Genomic DNA, 19922 nt, shown 5'->3' with positions numbered 1-19922 from the left:
GGCTCCCCCGATTCCTCGTGCGTGCGGTCGTGCGCGGGTACCCGCGTGGCGCGACCGGCGCCTACCGGGCCGCGTCGGCCGCCTTCACCAGCGCGTTCTTGGTCACGGCGCCGACGTACACCTTGCCGTCGTCGGTTATCAGGGCGTTGACCAGGCGGGTGGAGAACACCGTGCCCTTGCCGAACTTGCCGGTGACGTGGTCGCCGATCGAGCCGAGGAAGCCGCCCAGGTCGCCGCCGCCCGAACCGGAGGGCAGGCCGCCGCCCTCGCTGCCGCTGTCGAAGGTGGCGATCGAGTTCCAGCCCTTGCCGATGACCTTGAAGCCGTCGGCTCCCTTGGCGAGGTCCCCCTCGGACTTCGGGGCGCCCTTCCCGGGCTGTGGGAAGCCCTTGCCGGGCGCCTTGCCGGCGTCGTCCTGCTGGGTGACCTTCGCGCCCTTGGGCGGGGTGAAGTGGAAGGTCGAGGCAGCCGGCTTGGCGAAGCTGACCTGGGTGAAGCCCGCGTCCAGCACGGCGGCGCCACCGCTCGCCGGGGTGAGGGTGAACTTCAGCGGCATCCCTGTCTTCGCGTCCACCGCGATGCTGATCGCACCCACCGTGGTGCCGGACTGCTTCGGCTTGACGAGCAGCTTGTAGGCGTCCCGGCCGGCGACCTGGACGGTGCCGTCTACGGTCACGGACGTGGTGTCGTCGACGGACTTCAGGGCCTCGTCGGCGAAGTCCTTCGGCGTGGCGGGGGTCTTCTCCCGCTGCTCCTTGCCGTGCTGCTCGGCGGTGCCGTGGTAGACCTCGTCGGACTTGCTGTCGTAGCCCCAGACGTCCTTGCCGTCGTGGATGAGGCTGTACTCGGCGGCGCGCTCGATCAGCGACACCTTCTGACGGTCCGGCCCGTCGGCCGCCACGCGCAGGGTGTGGCTGCCCGTCAGCAGCTCGGTGAACTTGGACTGCGGGTCCGCCGACGATCCGCCGCCGCCCTGGCCGGCCCCGGACAGCAGGCCGCTCTCCAGGCCGCCGAGATCCGGCAGACCGAGGTCGGTGCTGACCCGCACCGTGCCGGAGAGCTGCTGCACGTCCGACTTGGCGATCTTGTCTATGAGCTGCTGCGCGGTGATCTTCGGCAGATCGGGGTCACCGGAGTCGGCGAGCGCCGGGACCAGCCCGATGGTCGCCGCCGCCACCCCCACCACCGCGACCGGAACGACGTAGCGGGCCGCCTTGCGGCGTCCGGCGGCCGCGGTGTCGTCGACCATCGCGTCGTCGGCCGTGGTGTCGTCGGATTCGTACGGTGCCATGTGTGCCTTACCTCCGTCGTCGGCGGCGGCCGTCCTCACACGTTTGGTCCCACCCTGAGCCGCCATTCTCACCCGAATCGGTGAGGAGTGGTGATTTCCGTGGTTTCCATCTGACCAAATCGGCCGTGAGGACGCGTCAGCCCCGGGAGCCAACTCGACGTACGCCTGCGGTATGACACGGGGAGGCGAGATCTCCACCCGACCCGTAGGGGTCGGGGGCACAAGTGAGCGGGGCGCCTGCTAACCGGCCCGGTGGACCACCGCGTCGCACAGTTCCATCAGCGCCGCCTTCGCGTCGCACTCGCGCAGTGGGGCCAGCGCCGCACGCGCGTCCTCCGCGTAGCGCACGGTGTCCCGGCGGGCCTGCTCCAGCGCGGGATGGGCGCGCAGGCCGGCGAGGGCCTCGGCGTGCCGGGCGTCGTCGGTCAGGTCGGAGTCGAGCAGGCGGCACAGGGCGACGTCCTCGGCCAGCCCGAGCCTCGCCGCCCGTTCCCTGAGGCGCAGCACGGGCAGGGTCGGGATGCCCTCGCGCAGGTCGGTGCCCGGGGTCTTGCCGGACTCGTGGGAGTCGGACGCGATGTCCAGGACGTCGTCCGCGAGCTGGAAGGCGACGCCGAGCCGCTCGCCGTACTGGGTGAGGACGTCCACCACCGCCTCGTCGGCCCCGGACATCATCGCGCCGAAGCGGCAGGAGACCGCGACCAGCGAGCCGGTCTTGCCGCTCAGCACGTCCAGGTAGTGCTCGACCGGGTCCCGGCCGTCCTGCGGCCCGGCGGTCTCCAGGATCTGCCCGGTGACCAGCCGCTCGAACGCCAGGGCCTGCACCCGTACGGCCTCGGGGCCGAGGTCGGCGAGGATCTGCGAGGCGCGGGCGAAGAGGAAGTCGCCGGTGAGGACGGCGACGGAGTTGCCCCAGCGGGCGTTCGCGCTGTCCACGCCGCGGCGCACCGTGGCCTCGTCCATGACGTCGTCGTGGTACAGCGTCGCCAGGTGGGTGAGCTCGACGACGACGGCCGAGGGCACGATCCCGGGTGCGTACGGGTCCCCGAACTGCGCCGCGAGCATCACGAGCAGCGGCCTGAACCGCTTCCCGCCCGCGCGCACGAGGTGCTGCGCGGCCTCGGTGATGAAGGGGACCTCACTCTTGGTGGCTTCGAGCAGACCCTCCTCGACAGCCGCCAATCCGGCCTGGACATCGGCTTCCAGAGCCTGGTCCCGCACGCTCAGCCCGAATGGCCCGACGACGGTCACGAGGGGTCTCCTGTCTGCTGGTGTCTGCTGGCGATTACGCGGTTTGTCGATAGGTCGCTGCCCTCACTCGAGTCAGCGTATCCGGTCGGCTTTCGATCACCGAGGGCGCCCACCGTTACAGGCCGGGCGCTATCGGATCACGACCGTTATGTTTTCGATCGGTCGATAAGGACGGATATTTATCCGCTTACCCGGAAGTACGACTGGAGTACCTCGACCAAAGCAGCCGACTCCCCTCACCCTGCCCGCCGGGATTACCGGCACCGCGCCCTTCATGCCCTATTTGCCGCGATTGCCATTTCGTGAATTGGGTCACGCCGCCTACCAGGAGGGGCCCGACACCCCAGACCGCTTTTCCCCGTTCACCTCTGGCCAGTTGAGGCTTGGCAGACGCAAAGGATCAAGTGCCCCATACACGATAGAACAAGGTCAACTAGGACTTTGTGTGAATCCAAGGCTTGTTCCGGACATGTGCTCTCGCATACGTTCCCGGCCGTCGGGCGGACGCCGAATCCTGCCGCCGCCCATCAGACCCATCGACGAACTCATTCGCGTACGGCAGGAGCGGGGGACCCAGGTAAGCCGCCGGTCCGGGCGACACCCGTCGTCCCGGGACGGCTCGGGGTGAAGTCGTGCCGCCTTCGGGCGGCACGGCCGGGCAGCTCCCAGCCCGAACCCGACAGCTCACCTCGCAGGCGACGGAGAGGAACTTCGCCATGTCTGCTGCCGCTCAGCACCGCCCTGCCCGCTTCGCCCGCATCGCCCGCAGACTCGCCGCCGCCGGCGCCGGGGCCGCCGTGATCGCCCTGCCGCTGGCCGGCGCGACCAGCGCCTCGGCCGCCACGCCCACGACCGCGCCCAGCACGGTCACGTACCCGAACAACCTGGACGGCTGGATCCGCGACTCGCTCGCGGTCATGGCGCAGCACGGCATCCCCGGCACGTACAACGGCATCTACCGCAACGTGATGCGCGAGTCCTCGGGCAACCCGCTGGCCATCAACCTCTGGGACTCCAACGCCGCCGCCGGCACTCCGTCCAAGGGCCTGCTGCAGGTCATCGCCCCGACGTTCAACGCCTACCACGTGTCCGGCACCTCGTGGAACATCTACGACCCGATCGCCAACATCACGGCCGCCTGCAACTACGCCGCCCACCGCTACGGCTCGATCGACAACGTGTACGGCGCGTACTGACCGGCTGACCGGTTCCCTCACGGGAAGCATCTTTCGAGGACGACGGCGATGCCGTCGTCCTCGTTCGACAAAGTGATCTCGTCGGCCACCGCCTTGAGTTCCGGGTGCGCGTTGGCCATGGCCACACCGTGCGCAGCCCAGTCGAACATCGGGATGTCGTTGGGCATGTCCCCGAAGGCGACCGCCCTGTCGGGGCTCAGCCCGAGGTGGTCGGCGGCCAGCGCCAGCCCGGTCGCCTTGGTCACACCGCACGGCTGCAATTCGACGGTTCCCGGTCCCGACATGGTGACCGTCGCCAGCGAGCCCACGGCCGCGCGGGCCGTGGCGGCCAACTCGTCGTCCGTCAGTGTGTGATGGCGCAGCAGGACCTTGCTGATCGGCTCGCACCACAGGTCGTCGCGCCGCCGGACCCGCACGGCGGGCAGCGTCGGGTGGGGCATCAGATAACCGGGTTCGATGAGCGTGAGCCCGTCCACCCCGTCCTGGTCGACGGCCGCGTACACCTCCCCCACCTCGGCCTCGATCTTGCCGAGCGCGGTCTCGGCCAGCTCCCGGTCCAGGGTGACCGACCACAGCAGGCGGTCGGCACCGGCGTCGTACACCTGCGCCCCCTGGGCACACACCGCGAGTCCCCTGCCACCCAGGTCGTCGAGCAGCGGCCGCACCCGCGGTGCCGGGCGTCCGGTCACCACGAGGTGCCGGGCACCCGCGTGCCCGGCACGCGCGAGGGCGGCCAGGGACCGGTCGGAGAGGGTGTCGTCGCCACGCAGGAGCGTTCCGTCGAGATCGGTCGCGACGAGGGTGAAGGCGGGGAGCGGATTTCCGGGGGGTGCGGCCATGATCAGAGAATACGGACACCACGCCCCGGCAACTCACCGCTGTTTTCGGCCTCAGCCGTGCACCGCCGCCGGGTGCTTCGCCGGACGCGGCGAGGCCGGCCCGGTGCCCGCGGACGAAGCGCGTGACCGGGCCGTGGGACGCCGCGTCGGGAAGGCCGGTGAATCAGACACATCCGCCACCCTGCCCGGCACACTGCCAGGACTCGAGACTCACCCGTAACGTGTGGCCCGACCGCATGCAACGGCCTGCAGTGATGGCACGGATGAGAGCGAGGCAGCACCCCATGCTCCCCTTCGACGTCCCCGAGGGCGATCCCTTCGGCCCGCACAACCTCCCCTACGGCGTCTTCTCCCCGGCCGGCTCGGATGAACGACGCGTCGGTGTCCGGCTCGGCGACCATGTCCTCGACGCGGGCGCGGCGGCACGGGCGCTCGGCTCGCCCTACGCCTCCCTGCTCGCGCACCCCACCCTCAACCCGCTGCTGGCCGCCGGACGCACGGCATGGTCGGACGTGCGACGTGCTCTGACCGGCTGGGTGACGGTGCCCGCGCACCGGCAGACCATCGAACCGCTGTTCCACTCCCTGTCCTCGGTGACCCTCCACCTGCCCTTCGAGGTCGCCGACTACGTCGACTTCTACTCTTCCGAGCACCACGCCCGGAACGCGGGCCACATCTTCCGTCCCGACGCCGAGGAACCGCTGACCCCCAACTGGAAGCACCTCCCGATCGGTTACCACGGCCGCTCCGGCACCGTCGTGGTGTCGGGCACCGACGTCGTACGGCCGCACGGGCAGCGCAAGGCCCCAGGGGACCCGGCTCCTGTGTTCGGGCCCTCGACCCGCCTCGACATCGAGGCCGAGGTCGGCTTCGTCGTGGGCGTGCCCTCGCAGCGGGGCGAGCCGGTTCCGCTCGGCGACTTCCGCGAGCACGTCTTCGGGCTGACCCTGCTGAACGACTGGTCGGCGCGGGACATCCAGGCCTGGGAGTACGTCCCCCTCGGACCGTTCCTCGGCAAGTCCTTCGCCACGTCGGTGTCGGCGTGGATCACCCCGCTGGAGGCCCTGGAGGACGCGCGCGTGGCGCCGCCCGAGCGGACCCACCCGGTGCTTCCCTACCTGGACGACTCCGGCGAGGAGCCCGGCGGCTACGACCTGCGGATCACCATCGCGATCAACGGCCATCCGGTGTCCGAGCCGCCCTTCTCCACCATGTACTGGACGGCCGCGCAGCAGTTGGCGCACATGACCGTGAACGGTGCGTCGCTGCGCACCGGTGACCTGTACGGATCGGGGACCGTGAGCGGACCCGAGGAGCGGCAGCGCGGCTCGCTGCTGGAGCTGACCTGGAACGGGCGGGATCCGCTCGAACTCCCGGAGGGCAAGCGGACCTACCTGGAGGACGGCGACGTGGTGACGCTGTCGGCGTGGGCGCCCGGGGCGGACGGGGCCCGGGTGGGGCTGGGGGAGGTCAGCGGTCGGGTCGTGACAAACAGCTGACACAAATACGGGTCGGCACCACCTGCCCCGTCCCTTCCCGTCCCGCCGTGCCGTGCCGTCTGGCGACCGGGACGATGGCCCGGCCTGCTGAGAGGACGAGGGCCCGGCCGAACGAGAGCTGGAGTCCGCGGGTCTGTTCCGCGCCCGACGGGGCGCGGGCACCCGCATCGCCCCCCTGCCGGCCCCAGCGCGGCGTCCCGGGCCGTCCGAACCGGCCGATCCCGCCCGCAGGTTCGCGGCGGAGGCCCGGGCCCTCGGTGCGGCGGACGACGAGGTGTTGGGGGCGGCCAGGGGAGCGCTGTGAGAACAGGGGCCGGGAGGATCGAGATCGGCCGGTGTTTGCCGATGACGACTGACTCCGGGCCCCGTCGGCGTCATACTGGCGTAACAGCGTGCACCACCTGAACCGCCACCCGGACCAGCCCTCCGTCCGTCCCTGTCTCCGACCAGGAACCGGAGCCCCCGGCATGACCGTCTGCCTGCTCCTGCTCAGCGTCGTCGCCCTGACGGCCGCCGTGCCGGTGCCACGCGCGCTGACCCGGGCATCGTGGGCCGAACGGGAGCCCGTGGTCGCGCTGTGGGTCTGGCAGTGCCTCGTCGCCACCGTGCTGCTGTGCTGCCTGACCGCGCTGGTTCTGGGCGCCGCCGCCGTCTTCCACACGGTCCGCGACCGCGTCTTCGCGCCCGCGCCGCCCGCCGTGACCGCCGCGTACGACCTGTCGGCCGCCCCGGTCTGGGCCGTCTCGCTCACCGTGCTGCTCGCCTGCGGGGCCGCGTGGACCACCGCGATGCTCGGCCGCGAGCTCTTCGAGGCCCGTCGGCGCCGCGGCGTGACCCGGGCCCATCTGCGTGAACGCGCGCCGGAGCTGCCCGCCGGGCTGCCTGCCGCGCGGGGCCCCATGCTGGTACTCGAGGACGAGTACCCCGACGCCTGGTGGATGCCGGGTCATCCGCCCCAGCTGGTCGTCACCACAGGCGCCCTGCAGCGGCTCACCGACCACCAGCTGGACGCCGTCCTCACCCACGAGCGCGGCCACGCCCGCGCCCACCACGACTGGCTGCTGCACCTGTCCACCGCCCTCGCCACCGGCTTCCCCCGTGTCCCGCTCTTCGCCCACTTCTGCGACCAGACCCACCGCCTGGTCGAGCTGGCCGCCGACGACGCCGCCTCCCGCCGCTGCGGCCACCTCACCACCGCGCTGGCCCTGATCGAGCTGAACCAGCACCGCGGTGTGCTGTCCTGCGCCTCCAGCCGCCGGCTCCTGGGCGAGCGCGTCGACCGCCTCCTGCAACCCCCACCGCGGCTGCTGCGCAGGCAGCGTGCACTGACCACCACGGTGGCGGCACTGGTGCCGCTGCTGCCGCTGCTGATCACCTTCGCTCCGGGGCTGTCGGCACTGTCCTGACGCCGCGCCGCAGAGCGGGCCGAACGATCACGCAGTCAGTGGCGCATCTCCCCGCAGCCAAAGGCAAAGTCCCAGCTCAGCGCCCCAACTCATCGATGCGTCAGATGGCGCAACACTCCAGCAACACGACTTTCCCTACCGGCTCGGTATGGTTCACGACATGCCACCCACCGACCGCATCCGAGACCACGCCGGTCAAGGCGCCGCGACCACGGTCGCCGCCCACCGGACGCGTCGTCGGCTGCGTGCGGACCAGGCAAGGCAGCTCGCCGATCTCCTCCGCCACCAGATCCTCACCGGCGCCCATCCCGACGGCACACTTCCCCACGAATCCACCCTCGCCGCCGACTACCGCGCCTCCCGCAACACCGTCCGCCAGGCCCTCGACCTGCTCCGCGCCGAGGGACTCGTGGACCGCCTGCCCGGTGTGGGCACCGTGGTCGTCGCCCGGAAGTACCCCCACGGGCTCGACCGGCTGATGGGCCTCGCGGAAACCCTCCGCGAACACGGCCGCGTCACCAACGAGGTCCGCACCATGTGCCCCGCTCCCGCGCCCGCCCCGGTGGCCGAACGCCTCCGAGTCCCCCCCGGCGCCGACGTCCTGTACATCGAACGGCTGCGCCGCCTGGGCGGCCTGCCCCTCTCCCTCGACCTCACCTACATCCCGCTCGACGTCGGCACCGCCCTGCTCGGCGCCGACCTGGAGAACACCGACGTCTTCCGCCTTCTCGAGGCCACCACCGGCCAGCGCCTCGGCCACGCCGAGATCACGCTGGAGGCGGTGAACGCGGACGCGCACTCCGCCACCGTCCTCGAGGCCCCGCGCGGCGCGGCCGTCCTGATGCTGGAACGGCTCACCCACCTCGCCGACGGCCGCCCGGTCGACCTGGAGTTCATCCGCTTCCGCGGCGACCGCATCACCATGAGCGGCCTGCTGCGCCGCTGCCTCTGACACCCCGCTTCCCCTAGAGCTCGACCTTCCTGGAGACAGCCATGCCCTTGGCGCCCCAGCGGGCCGACGTGCCCGTGACCATCGACGAGTCGAAGTGCATCGACGGCTGCACCCTCTGCGTGGACATGTGCCCGCTGGACTCCCTCGCCATCGACGAGACCAACGGCAAGGCGTACATGCACGTCGACGAGTGCTGGTACTGCGGCCCGTGCGCGGCCCGCTGCCCCACCGGAGCCGTCACGGTCAACATGCCCTATCTGCTCCGGTGAAAGGCCCGAACTCCCATGAAGCGCACGGCAACACGCACGGCGATCGCCCTGTCCGCCGCATCCCTGCTGCTCCCCCTCTCCGCCTGCGGTGGGACCGCGCAGGCCGGTGACGGCTCCACGGTCACCATCACGGTCGGCTACCAGTCCAAGACCATCAACACGGTCACCGCGGGCACGCTCCTGCGTTCCCTCGGCTACTTCGAGCAGCAGCTCAACGCCCTCCATGACGGCCACACCTACAAGGTCGACTGGCAGGACTACGCCACCGGCGCCCCCATCACCGCCCAGATGACCGCCGGGAAGATCGACATCGGTTCGATGGGTGACTTCCCGCTGCTGCTCAACGCCGCCCGCGGCAAGCAGCTCGGCCGCCCCACCCGCCTGGTGTCCGTCACCGGCTACAACCTGCGCGGCGGCCTCAACACCATCGTCACGGCCCCGAACTCCAAGCTCACCTCCCTTACGGACCTCAAGGGCAAGAAGGTCTCCACCAGCATCGGCTCCGCCGCCGACGGCACCCTGGTACGGGCCCTGCAGCGAGCTGGGATCGACCCGAACAAGGGCATCTCCAAGCTCAACCAGCAGCCCGCGGTCGGTGCCTCGGCACTCTCCGCCGGCAGCGTCGACGCGTTGTCCCAGTTCGTGGCCTGGCCGGGTCTGCTCGCCTACCAGGGCAACGCGAAGGCCCTGTACGACGGCGCCCAGCTGAACCTGCCCACCTTCCACGGCGTCACCGCACGCGAGGACTTCGCCAAGCAGCGGCCCGCCGTCCTGAAGGCCTTCCTCAAAGCCCAGGCCCAGGCGACCGACTACCTCAACGCCCACCCCGTCACCGCCGCAGAGAAGGTCGCCAAGGCCACCGGCCTGCCCGCAGAAGTCGTCTATCTCTACAACGGCGCCCACGGCATCTCCACCTTCGACCCCGCCGTCAAGCCGCAGCTCGTCTCCGCGCTCAAGCAGGACGTGTCAGTCCTGAAGGCCGCCAAGCTGACCGGTGACATCGACGTCGACTCCTTCGTGGACGACCAGTACGTGAAGAAGGCCCTCGGCTCCTCCTACGCCAAGGAGCTCGCCGCGGCCCCCGCACCGTTCGCGAGCGAGGTGTGGACGAAGGGAGCCGAGAAGACCACAAGCTTCAAATCCCCGAAGGCGCTGCTCACCTACGTGGCCGGGCACAAGAACGGTGTGCGTGCCGCGTACGTCCCCGACGCCACCACCGGCACGCTGTGGTTCGCCGACAAGGCGGTGTGGGTGGCCGACGGCGACCAACTGCTCCCGTTCGTCGCCCCGGCGACCGCCCAGGCGTACATCACAACTCACCAGGGGGCCCGCACCGTCTCGTACGCCGACGCTCTCGGGCGGGCCTCGTGACGGCCCGGCGCCCGCTCACCCGGTATGCGCTGCGGGTGGCGTCCCTGGCCACCGCACTCGGTCTCTGGCAGCTGCTGACCACCTTGAAAGTCGATCTGTGGCTGCGCTTCTCGCAGTTCCCCACGGTCACCGACATCGCCCACGCCTTCGCCGACCGGCTCTCCGGCAGCGACTACTGGACCGATCTGACCGACAGCCTCACCCGGATCGTCACCGGTTTCGCACTCGCGGCCGTCCTGGGCGTGGCGACGGGCGTGCTCGTGGCCCGCTCGCGCCTCGCCGAGGACCTGCTCGGCCCGGTCCTGGAGGTGATCCGACCGATCCCGGCGATCGCCCTTGTCCCGGTCGCGATCCTCCTCTTCCCCTCCAACGAGCAGGGCATCGTCTTCATCACCTGCACCGCCGCCTTCTTCCCCGTGCTGGTCTCCACCCGGCACGCGGTCCGGGCACTGACGCCGGTCTGGGAGGAGGGGGTACGCACCATGGGCGGCGGCCGGTGGCGGATCCTCGGCTCCGTGGTCCTGCCGGGGGCGCTGCCCGGCATCTTCGGAGGCCTGTCGGTGGGCATCGGCGTCTCGTGGATATGCGTGATCTCCGCCGAGATGATCTCCGGCCAGTACGGCGTCGGTTACCGCACCTGGCAGGACTACACGATCGTCAACTACCCGGGTGTGTTCGTCGGCATGGTCACCATTGGCGTACTCGGCTGGGTCACCTCCACCCTCGTCGAACTGCTCGGTCGTCGGCTGACCCGCTGGCTGCCGCGCACCTCGTACGTCTCCGGCGGCCGGCCCCGTACCGCGGCTCCCCCAGTCACCGCCCCGGCCGTGCAGGCCGATGGCAAGCCCGAGAACCAGTCCGAGGCCCAGCACGAAGGCCATGACGAGTCCGAGCAGGAGGCGCGCGATGAGCACCTCGTCTGACACGGTCGAGACCGCCGCCGCACCGGCGGCAACGGCACCGCAGCCCGCACGCGGCACCCGGCTCACCCTGCGCGCCGCCGTCCTCGGCCGGCCGGACGCCCCCGTCCTGCACGACGTCCGCCTGGACGTCGCCCCCGGCGAGATCCTCACGGTCGTCGGCCCCTCCGGCTGCGGCAAGTCGACGCTGCTGCGCACGCTGGCCGGGCTGCTGTCCCCGCTGGCCGGGTCGGTGGAGCAGGACGGCAGCCCGCTGACCGGGCCGTCCGCCGACCGCGCGCTGGTCTTCCAGGAGGATGCCCTGCTGCCCTGGCGCACCTTGCGCGCCAACGTCGAACTTCCACTGGCCATCAAGGGAGTTCCGCGCTCCGCACGTCGTTCCGAGGCCGAGTCCTGGCTCGCCCGTGTCGGACTCACCGCACAGGCAGGGCAGTTGCCGCACCGCGTTTCCGGCGGGCAGCGCCAGCGGGCGCAGTTGGCCCGAGCACTGGCCGGCAGCCCGCGGGCGGTGCTCATGGACGAGCCCTTCGGCGCGCTCGACGCCCAGACCCGCTCCGGCATGCAGGACCTGCTGGTGGAGGTGCTGCGCGGCACCGGCGCGACGGTCGTCTTCGTCACCCATGACGTCGACGAGGCGCTGTTCCTCGGCGACCGTGTCGTCCTCCTCGGCGCCGGCCGCGTGGCCGCCGTGCGCGAGGTGCCGCGCCCGCGCGACCGCGGCGCCCTCGACAACCCGGCCCGCACGGCCCTGCGCCGCACCGTCCTCTCCTTGCCCGGCACCTGAAAGGCACCCCGGTGACCACCCCCGCGAACGCCCCCACGCAGGCCCCCCTGGAGATCCCCGCCGTCACCGACGCCGACGAGCTGACCTGCGACGTCCTGGTCATCGGCGGCGGCACCGCCGGCACCATGGCCGCCTTGACCGCCGCCGAGCGCGGTGCGAACGTCCTGCTCCTGGAGAAGGCCCACGTCCGCCACTCCGGCGCGCTGGCCATGGGCATGGACGGCGTCAACAACGCGGTCATCCCCGGCCGCGCCGAGCCCGACGACTACGTCGCCGAGATCACCCGTGCCAACGACGGCATCGTCGACCAGTCCACCGTCCGCCAGACCGCCACCCGCGGCTTCGCGATGGTCCAGCGCCTGGAGTCGTACGGGGTCAAGTTCGAGAAGGACGAGCATGGCGCGTACGCGGTCCGCCAGGTGCATCGCTCCGGTTCGTACGTACTGCCGATGCCGGAAGGAAAGGATGTCAAGAAGGTCCTGTACCGGCAGTTGCGGCGTCGTGAGATGCGGGAGCGGATACGTATCGAGAACCGGGTGATGCCGGTGCGCGTGCTGACGGCGCCGGACGACGGGCGGGCAGTGGGTGCCGTCGGCTTTCACACCCGCACCGGTGCGTTCGTCACCGTCCGCGCGGGCGCGGTGATCCTCGCCACCGGTGCCTGCGGCCGCCTCGGCCTGCCCGCCTCCGGCTACCTCTACGGCACCTACGAGAACCCCACCAACGCCGGTGACGGGTACGCCATGGCCTACCACGCGGGCGCCGAGCTCACCGGTATCGAGTGCTTCCAGATCAACCCGCTGATCAAGGACTACAACGGGCCGGCCTGTGCCTACGTCGCCAACCCCTTCGGCGGGTACCAGGTCAACCGGCACGGCGAGCGCTTCGTCGACTCCGACTACTGGTCCGGGCAGATGATGGCCGAGTTCGCCGCCGAGGTCGCCAGCGACCGCGGCCCGGTCTACCTGAAGCTGAGCCATCTGCCCGAGGAGTCCGTCTCGGCTCTGGAGTCCATCCTGCACTCCACCGAGCGGCCCACCCGAGGCACCTTCCACGCCGGCCGCGGTCACGACTACCGGACCCATGACGTCGAGATGCACATCTCCGAGATCGGTCTGTGCGGCGGCCACTCGGCCTCCGGCGTCCGGGTCGACGACCACGCCCGCACCACCGTCCCGCGCCTGTACGCCGCCGGCGACCTGGCCTGCGTCCCGCACAACTACATGATCGGTGCCTTCGTCTTCGGCGACCTGGCCGGTGCGGACGCCTCCCGGTACCGCGCGTACGAGGGGGAGCTTCCCGAGGACCAGTTGCGGGAGGCGCACGACCTGATCTACCGTCCGCTGCGCAACCCGGAGGGCCCGCCGCAGACCCAGGTCGAGTACAAGCTGCGCCGCTTCGTGAACGACTACGTGACCCCGCCGAAGTCGGGAGCCCGGCTGTCGCTGGCCCTGGAGGCCTTCGAGCGGATGCGCTCCGACATCGCGGCCATGGGTGCCCGCACCCCGCACGAGCTGATGCGGTGCGCGGAGGTCACCTTCATCCGCGACTGCGCCGAGATGGCCGCCCGCGCCTCCCTCGCCCGCACGGAGTCCCGCTGGGGCCTCTACCACGACCGTCTCGACCATCCCCGGCGTGACGACGCGTCCTGGTTCCATCATCTCGATCTGCACAAGTCCCCCTCTGGTGCGATGGAGTTCACGGCTCGCCCCGTGGCTCCGTATCTGGTTGCGGTGGATGAATTCACCCCGGTCGGCGGCCCGTCCCGGCATCTGGGCGAGGTCCATGCCGAGGACGTGGCCACGGCCGGGTCCCGGGACGTGGCGCCGGTGGCGACGGGACCGGCCCCGGCACGTGCTGCCGAGCCCGCGGACCACGGTTTGGGGCGGACTGCCTCGCCCCGGCTGCTCCGGCTGCTGGAGCTGGCCGAGGAGGAGCCCGAACTCGCCACGATCGAGCCCTACTTGACCGATCCCGACCCATCCGTGCGGCGGACGGCGGTCTCGGTCCTCACCGAGACGGCGCCGCCCGGCACCGGGCAGGCACTCGCCGACGCCCTTACCGACCCCGACACCGACGTACGGGCGGCCGCCGCGGCCTCGCTGCGCGAGCTGGTCGAGACCCTCCCGGCCGAACCCGCCCTCGGTGCCGCCCTCACCGGGGCACTGTCCGAGGCCGACCCCGTTGTCCGCGCCACCGCCCTGGACGTGCTGCGCGCCCTGCGCCTGGGGAACGCCAACCTGTTCGCCGGGGCACTGGACGACGCCGACATCGCCGTCCGTATCGAGGCCGTGCGCGCACTCGTCTCGGTGGACGCGGTCGAACCGCTGGCCGGTGCGGCGGGCGACCCCTCCCGGGAAGTGCGCGTCACCGTCGCCAAGGCGCTGTCCGCCGTCAGCTCACCAGCCCTGGCCCCGAACGCTCTGGAGCTGCTCACCGGCACCCTTGACGGCCTCACCGTGGACGCCGATCCGCTGGTGCGCGGTGCCGCGCTCGGGGCGCTGGCCACGGTCGGCTGCCCTGCACCGATCGCCGCGCGTGCCGTGGCCGCGCTGTCCGACGCGGCGTGGCAGGTCCGCGCCGGTGCCGCCACCGCCCTGTCCGCCGCGCCCGCCGACACGGCCGTGCCCGCCCTGGCCAAGGCGCTGGCCGACCCGAACGCCGACGTACGCAAGGCGGCGGTGCTGGCCCTGACCGGGCACCACACCGCAGCGGAGGCCCGGGCGGCCCTCGCCACGGTCACGTCGGATCCGGACGCGGATGTCAGGGCCTACGCGGTGCGGGGGCTGTGACGCGCTCCGGCGTCTATATCCAGTCGGGATCCGGCTCCGGCTCCTCGTCCGGCTCCGGCCAGTCGTCGTCCGCGGTGGCCGGGGCCGGGCGGTCCGCGGCGGGGGCGTCCAGGGAGGACAGCACTTCGAGGACGCCCTCGCCGTATGTCGCCAGCTTCTTCTCGCCGACGCCTCCGACGCTGCCCAGTTGCGCCACGGAGGTCGGCCACGCCGTGACGATCTCCCGGAGTGTGGCGTCGTGGAAGACGACATAGGCCGGGACACCCTGTTCCCGTGCCTGCTCGGCGCGCCAGGCGCGCAGTGCCTCGAAGGCGGGAAGCAGTTCCTCGGGCAGTTCGGCCGCGACCGTCTTCGCCTTGCGCTCGCCCCGGCCGGAGGAACCCGCAGACGACGTCCGCGAAGTCGCCGGCGTCTTCGGCTCCTTGCGCAGCGGCACCTCCCGTTCCCGGCGCAGCACGGCCCCGCTCGCCTCGGTGAGCACCAGCGTGCCGTACTCCCCCTCGACCGCGAGCAGTCCCTGGGCCAGCAACTGCCGGATGACGCCGCGCCACTCGCCCTCGCCGAGGTCCTCGCCGATGCCGAAGACGGACAGCTGATCGTGGTCGAACTGGATCACCTTGCCGGTGCGCTTGCCGAGCAGGATGTCCACGATCTGCACGGCGCCGAACTTCTGCCCACGCTCGCGCTGCAGCCGCACCACCGTCGACAACACCTTCTGCGCGGCGACCGTGCCGTCCCAGGTCTCCGGTGGTGTGAGGCACGTGTCGCAGTTGCCGCAGCCCGCCGGGTCGGGGTCCTGGCCGAAGTAGGCGAGCAACTGGCCGCGGCGGCACCTGGCCGTCTCGCACAGGGCGAGCATCGAGTCCAGGTGGGCGGCGGCGCGGCGGCGGAATGCCTCGTCGCCCTCGCCGGACTGGATCAGCTTGCGCTGCTGTATGACGTCGTTGAGACCGTACGCCATCCAGGCCGTCGACGGCAGGCCGTCCCGTCCCGCGCGGCCCGTCTCCTGGTAGTAGCCCTCGATCGACTTGGGCAGGTCGAGATGTGCGACGAACCGCACGTCCGGCTTGTCGATGCCCATACCGAAGGCGATGGTGGCGACCACGACCAGGCCGTCCTCACGCAGGAACCGGGACTGGTGCGCCGCGCGTGTGCCCGCGTCCAGGCCGGCGTGGTACGGCACCGCCTCGATGCCGTTGCGTGAGAGGAACTCCGCGGTCTTCTCCACCGAGTTGCGCGAGAGGCAGTACACGATGCCCGCGTCACCCGCGTGCTCCTCCCGCAGGAACGCGAGGAGCTGCTTCTTCGGGTCGGCCTTGGGCACGATCCGGTACTGGATGTTGGGCCGGTCGAAACTCGCCACGAAATGGCGGGCCGTCGGCATGTGCAGCCGCTGGGTGATCTCCTGGTGGGTGGCGTGGGTGGCCGTCGCCGTCAGGGCGATCCGCGGCACGTCCGGCCAGCGCTCGCCCAGTACGGAGAGCGCCAGGTAGTCGGGCCGGAAGTCGTGACCCCACTGGGAGACGCAGTGCGCCTCGTCGATGGCGAAGACCGCGATCTTGCCCCGGGAGAGCAGGTCGAGCGTGGACTCCAGGCGCAATCGCTCGGGCGCCAGGTAGAGCAGGTCCAGCTCGCCGGACAGGAACTGCGCCTCGACCACGCGCCGCTCGTCGAAGTCCTGCGTGGAGTTCATGAACCCGGCGTTGACGCCGAGCGCGCGCAGGGCGTCGACCTGGTCCTGCATGAGGGCGATGAGCGGGGAGACGACGATGCCTGTACCCGGTCTGACCAGGGCCGGGATCTGGTAGCACAGCGACTTGCCGCCGCCGGTCGGCATGAGGACGACGGCGTCGCCGCCCGCCACCACATGCTCGATGACCGCTTCCTGCTCGCCACGGAAGGCCTCGTATCCGAAGACCCGGTGCAGCGTGGCCAGCGTCTCGCTGTCCGTCGTCCCTGGCATCTCGCCGATCCCGCCTGTCCCGCCCATCGTCGTGTCCCCCGTACGTCGTCTGACGACCACTGCGTCCACGATAGGGCTCCGCGGTGACAGCGCCGGAGTTATCCACAGGGCTGGGTGCGCACGAAGGGCCCCGGCCTCCCGAAGGAGGACCGGGGCCCTTCGTATCCGGTCAGCGCACGAACACTCCGGCCTGGCTCGCCAGGTCCAGGAAGTACTGCGGTGCCACACCGAGCACCAGCGTCACCGCCACGCCCACGCCGATCGCCGCCATGGTCAGCGGGGACGGCACGGCGACCGTCGGGCCCTCGGGCCGGGGCTCGCTGAAGAACATGAGCACGATCACGCGGATGTAGAAGAACGCCGCGATCGCCGAGGAGATCACACCGATCACGACCAGCGGGACCGCGCCGCCCTCCGCCGCCGCCTTGAAGACGGCGAACTTACCGGCGAACCCGGAGGTCAGCGGGATACCGGCGAAGGCGAGCAGGAACACCGCGAACACGGCGGCCACCAGCGGCGACCGGCGGCCGAGCCCCGCCCACTTGGACAGGTGCGTCGCCTCACCGCCGGCGTCGCGCACCAGGGTCACCACGGCGAACGCGCCGATCGTCACGAAGGAGTACGCGGCCAGGTAGAAGAGGACGGACGACACACCGTCCTTCGAGGTCGCGATGACACCCGCGAGGATGAATCCGGCGTGCGCGATCGACGAGTAGGCCAGCAGCCGTTTGATGTCGGTCTGGGTGATCGCGACGATCGCACCGCCCAGCATCGTGATGATCGCGACGGCCCACATGACCGGCCGCCAGTCCCAGCGCATCCCCGGCAGTACGACGTACAGCAGCCGAAGCAGCGCGCCGAAGGCCGCCACCTTGGTGGCCGCCGCCATGAAGCCGGTCACCGGGGTCGGGGCGCCCTGGTACACGTCGGGCGTCCACATGTGGAAGGGGATGGCGCCGACCTTGAACAGCAGGCCCATCACCACCATCGCGGCGCCGATCAGCAGCAGAGCGTCGTTGCCCATGGTGTCGGCCAGCGCCGGGTCGACGTTGGTGACCGTGCCGTCGACGACCTGTGCGATCGTCCCGTACGACACCGAGCCCGCGTAGCCGTACAGCAGCGCGATGCCGAACAGGGTGAACGCCGAGGCGAACGCGCCGAGCAGGAAGTACTTGACCGCGGCCTCCTGCGACATCAGCCGCTTGCGGCGGGCCAGCGCGCACAGCAGGTACAGCGGCAGTGAGAAGACCTCCAGGGCCACGAACAGCGTCAGCAGGTCGTTGGCCGAGGGGAACACCAGCATCCCGGCGACCGCGAACAGCAGCAGCGGGAAGACCTCGGTGGTGGTGAATCCGGCCTTCACCGCGGCCTTCTCGCTGTCGCTGCCCGGCACGGACGCCGCCTGCGCGGCGAAGGAGTCGACCCGGTTGCCGTGCGCCGCCGGGTCGAGCCGCCGTTCGGCGAAGGTGAACAGGCCGACCAGGCCGGCCAGCAGGATCGTGCCCTGCAGGAACAGCGACGGCCCGTCGACCGCGATCGCGCCCATCGCCGCGATGTGCGCCTTCGTGGTGCCGTAGCCATCGGCCGCGAGGCCGATCACCGCGGCGAAGGCGGCGGCCAGCGCGACCGCGGAGACGAACACCTGTGCGTAGTAGCGGGACTTGCGGGGGACGAACGCCTCGACCAGCACCCCGACGATCGCCGCGCCGACGACGATCAGGGTCGGGGAGAGCTGTGCGTATTCGATCTTCGGCGCGTCGATCTTCGAGATCGGTTCGGCCGCGGTTGTCCACAGGCTGTGGACGGCTGCTGCACTCACTTGGCCGCCTCCACCTCGGGCTTGGGATCCTGCTTGTGTACGTCGGACATGGTCTGTTTGACCGCCGGGTTGACGATGTCCGTGACGGGCTTCGGATAGACGCCCAGGAAGATCAGCAGCACGATCAGCGGAGCCACGACCACCAGCTCACGCGCGCGGAGGTCGGGCATCGCGGAGACCTCCGGCTTCACCGGGCCCGTCATCGTCCGCTGGTACAGGACGAGGGTGTAGAGCGCGGCGAGCACGATGCCGAAGGTGGCGATGATCCCGATCACCGGGTGGCGTGTGAACGTACCGACCAGCACCAGGAACTCACTCACGAACGGCGCGAGCCCCGGCAGCGAGAGGGTGGCCAGACCGCCGATCAGGAACGTGCCGGCGAGCACCGGGGCCACCTTCTGCACACCTCCGTAGTCCGCGATGAGCCGCGAACCGCGCCGGGAGATCAGGAAGCCCGCGACCAGCATCAGCGCGGCCGTGGAGATGCCGTGGTTGACCATGTACAGCGTCGCCCCGGACTGACCCTGGCTGGTCATCGCGAAGATGCCCATGATGATGAAGCCGAAGTGGGAGATCGACGCGTATGCCACCAGCCGCTTGATGTCCCGCTGGCCGACCGCGAGCAGGGCGCCGTAGACGATGCTGATCAACGCCAGTACGAGGATGACGGGCGTCGCCCACTTGCTCGCCTCCGGGAAGAGCTGGAGGCAGAAGCGGAGCATCGCGAAGGTGCCCACCTTGTCGACGACCGCCGTGATGAGCACGGCGACCGGGGCGGTGGCCTCCCCCATCGCGTTGGGCAGCCAGGTGTGCAGCGGCCACAGGGGCGCCTTCACCGCGAAGGCGAAGAAGAAGCCCAGGAACAGCCAGCGTTCGGTGCTCGTCGCCATGTGCAGGGAGCCGTTGGTACGCGCCTGGGCGATCTCCGTGAGCGAGAAGCTCCCGGCGACCACGTACAGGCCGATCACCGCGGCCAGCATGATCAGGCCGCCGACCAGGTTGTAGAGCAGGAACTTGACCGCCGCGTACGAGCGTTGCGTCGAAGCCGCCTCTTCTCCGTGCTCGTGGGCACGGTCTCCGAAGCCGCCGATGAGGAAGTACATCGGGATCAGCATGGCTTCGAAGAAGATGTAGAAGACGAAGACGTCGGTGGCCTCGAACGAGATGATCACCATTGCCTCGACGGCCAGGATCAGCGCGAAGAAGCCCTGGATGGGCCGCCAGCGGCGGCTTCCGGTCTCCAGCGGATCGGCGTCGTTCCAGCCCGCCAGGACGATGAACGGGATCAGCAGGGCGGTCAGCGCGACGAGCGCCACCGCGATACCGTCCACGCCGAGCTCGTACCTGACCCCGAAGTCCTTGATCCAGGCGTGGGACTCGGTGAGCTGGTAGCGGGCGCCGCCCGGGTCGAAGCGGACCAGGACGACGACCGCGAGGACGAGCGTGGCGACCGAGAACACCAGCGCGAGCCACTTGGCGGCGGTGCGCCGCGCGGCCGGTACGGCGGCCGTGGCGACCGCTCCGACGGCCGGGAGCGCCGCCGTCGCTGTCAGCAGAGGAAAGGACATCG

General features: G+C 70.8%; 15 protein-coding genes and 1 riboswitch. Of the genes, 9 read left to right on the top strand and 6 right to left on the bottom strand.

Annotation, left to right across the window (positions count from 1 at the left end; all coding sequences use genetic code 11):
* Positions 1–61: 61 nt before the first annotated feature.
* Positions 62–1291: an outer membrane lipoprotein carrier protein LolA gene (locus ACFY0F_RS24965; protein ID WP_388798335.1), complete on the bottom strand. Its 1230-nt coding sequence runs from the start codon at positions 1289–1291 to the stop codon at positions 62–64.
* A gap of 240 nt (positions 1292–1531) precedes the next feature.
* Entirely contained in the window at positions 1532–2542 is a 1011-nt protein-coding gene (locus ACFY0F_RS24960; protein ID WP_388798332.1) for a polyprenyl synthetase family protein, read from the bottom strand.
* A 527-nt stretch (positions 2543–3069) separates the two neighbouring features.
* A riboswitch (cyclic di-AMP (ydaO/yuaA leader) is annotated at positions 3070–3253 on the top strand.
* Positions 3254–3258: 5 nt separating this feature from the next.
* Between ACFY0F_RS24960 and ACFY0F_RS24955 the strand changes: the two genes are divergently transcribed.
* The gene (locus tag ACFY0F_RS24955) at positions 3259–3738 is read left to right on the top strand and encodes a transglycosylase SLT domain-containing protein (RefSeq protein ID WP_388798329.1); all 480 of its coding nucleotides are present in this window, start codon (positions 3259–3261) and stop codon (positions 3736–3738) included.
* A 17-nt stretch (positions 3739–3755) separates the two neighbouring features.
* On the opposite strand, the gene ACFY0F_RS24950 is transcribed toward ACFY0F_RS24955, so the two are convergent.
* Positions 3756–4577: an HAD family hydrolase gene (locus ACFY0F_RS24950; protein WP_388798327.1), complete on the bottom strand. Its 822-nt coding sequence runs from the start codon at positions 4575–4577 to the stop codon at positions 3756–3758.
* Positions 4578–4861: 284 nt separating this feature from the next.
* Here ACFY0F_RS24950 and fahA point away from each other — a divergent pair, with 284 nt between their 5' ends.
* The 8 genes from fahA to ACFY0F_RS24910 all read left to right on the top strand — a co-directional run bounded on the left by fahA (position 4862) and on the right by ACFY0F_RS24910 (position 14570).
* Positions 4862–6076 (top strand): fumarylacetoacetase, encoded by a 1215-nt coding sequence (gene fahA, locus ACFY0F_RS24945; RefSeq protein ID WP_388798324.1) that lies wholly within the window; start codon positions 4862–4864, stop codon positions 6074–6076.
* Positions 6077–6543: 467 nt separating this feature from the next.
* Entirely contained in the window at positions 6544–7482 is a 939-nt protein-coding gene (locus ACFY0F_RS24940; RefSeq protein WP_388798321.1) for a M56 family metallopeptidase, read from the top strand.
* 160 nt (positions 7483–7642) lie between these two features.
* The gene (locus ACFY0F_RS24935) at positions 7643–8434 is read left to right on the top strand and encodes a GntR family transcriptional regulator (protein ID WP_388798319.1); all 792 of its coding nucleotides are present in this window, start codon (positions 7643–7645) and stop codon (positions 8432–8434) included.
* Positions 8435–8475: 41 nt separating this feature from the next.
* Entirely contained in the window at positions 8476–8703 is a 228-nt protein-coding gene (locus tag ACFY0F_RS24930; protein WP_031166915.1) for a ferredoxin family protein, read from the top strand.
* A gap of 15 nt (positions 8704–8718) precedes the next feature.
* The gene (locus tag ACFY0F_RS24925; protein ID WP_388798316.1) at positions 8719–10074 is read left to right on the top strand and encodes an ABC transporter substrate-binding protein; all 1356 of its coding nucleotides are present in this window, start codon (positions 8719–8721) and stop codon (positions 10072–10074) included.
* Entirely contained in the window at positions 10071–10997 is a 927-nt protein-coding gene (locus ACFY0F_RS24920; protein ID WP_388798313.1) for an ABC transporter permease, read from the top strand. Before ACFY0F_RS24925 ends, ACFY0F_RS24920 begins: the two co-directional genes overlap by 4 nt.
* Positions 10981–11778: an ABC transporter ATP-binding protein gene (locus tag ACFY0F_RS24915; RefSeq protein ID WP_388798310.1), complete on the top strand. Its 798-nt coding sequence runs from the start codon at positions 10981–10983 to the stop codon at positions 11776–11778. Before ACFY0F_RS24920 ends, ACFY0F_RS24915 begins: the two co-directional genes overlap by 17 nt.
* Before the next feature lie 11 nt (positions 11779–11789).
* Positions 11790–14570, top strand: a complete 2781-nt coding sequence (locus tag ACFY0F_RS24910; RefSeq protein WP_388798307.1) for a fumarate reductase/succinate dehydrogenase flavoprotein subunit — start codon at positions 11790–11792, stop codon at positions 14568–14570.
* Between the two features lie 13 nt (positions 14571–14583).
* On the opposite strand, the gene recQ is transcribed toward ACFY0F_RS24910, so the two are convergent.
* The 3 genes from recQ to ACFY0F_RS24895 form a co-directional block, all read right to left on the bottom strand.
* Entirely contained in the window at positions 14584–16560 is a 1977-nt protein-coding gene (recQ, locus tag ACFY0F_RS24905; protein WP_388798631.1) for a DNA helicase RecQ, read from the bottom strand.
* Between the two features lie 142 nt (positions 16561–16702).
* Positions 16703–18352, bottom strand: a complete 1650-nt coding sequence (gene nuoN, locus ACFY0F_RS24900; protein WP_388798305.1) for an NADH-quinone oxidoreductase subunit NuoN — start codon at positions 18350–18352, stop codon at positions 16703–16705.
* Positions 18349–19920, bottom strand: a complete 1572-nt coding sequence (locus tag ACFY0F_RS24895) for an NADH-quinone oxidoreductase subunit M (RefSeq protein ID WP_388798302.1) — start codon at positions 19918–19920, stop codon at positions 18349–18351. Before ACFY0F_RS24895 ends, nuoN begins: the two co-directional genes overlap by 4 nt.
* Positions 19921–19922 lie beyond the last annotated feature (2 nt).

This window comes from Streptomyces sp. NPDC001544 (genome assembly GCF_042894285.1).
Taxonomy (GTDB): domain Bacteria; phylum Actinomycetota; class Actinomycetes; order Streptomycetales; family Streptomycetaceae; genus Streptomyces.
This window is presented reverse-complemented; position numbering and strand designations above follow the sequence as displayed.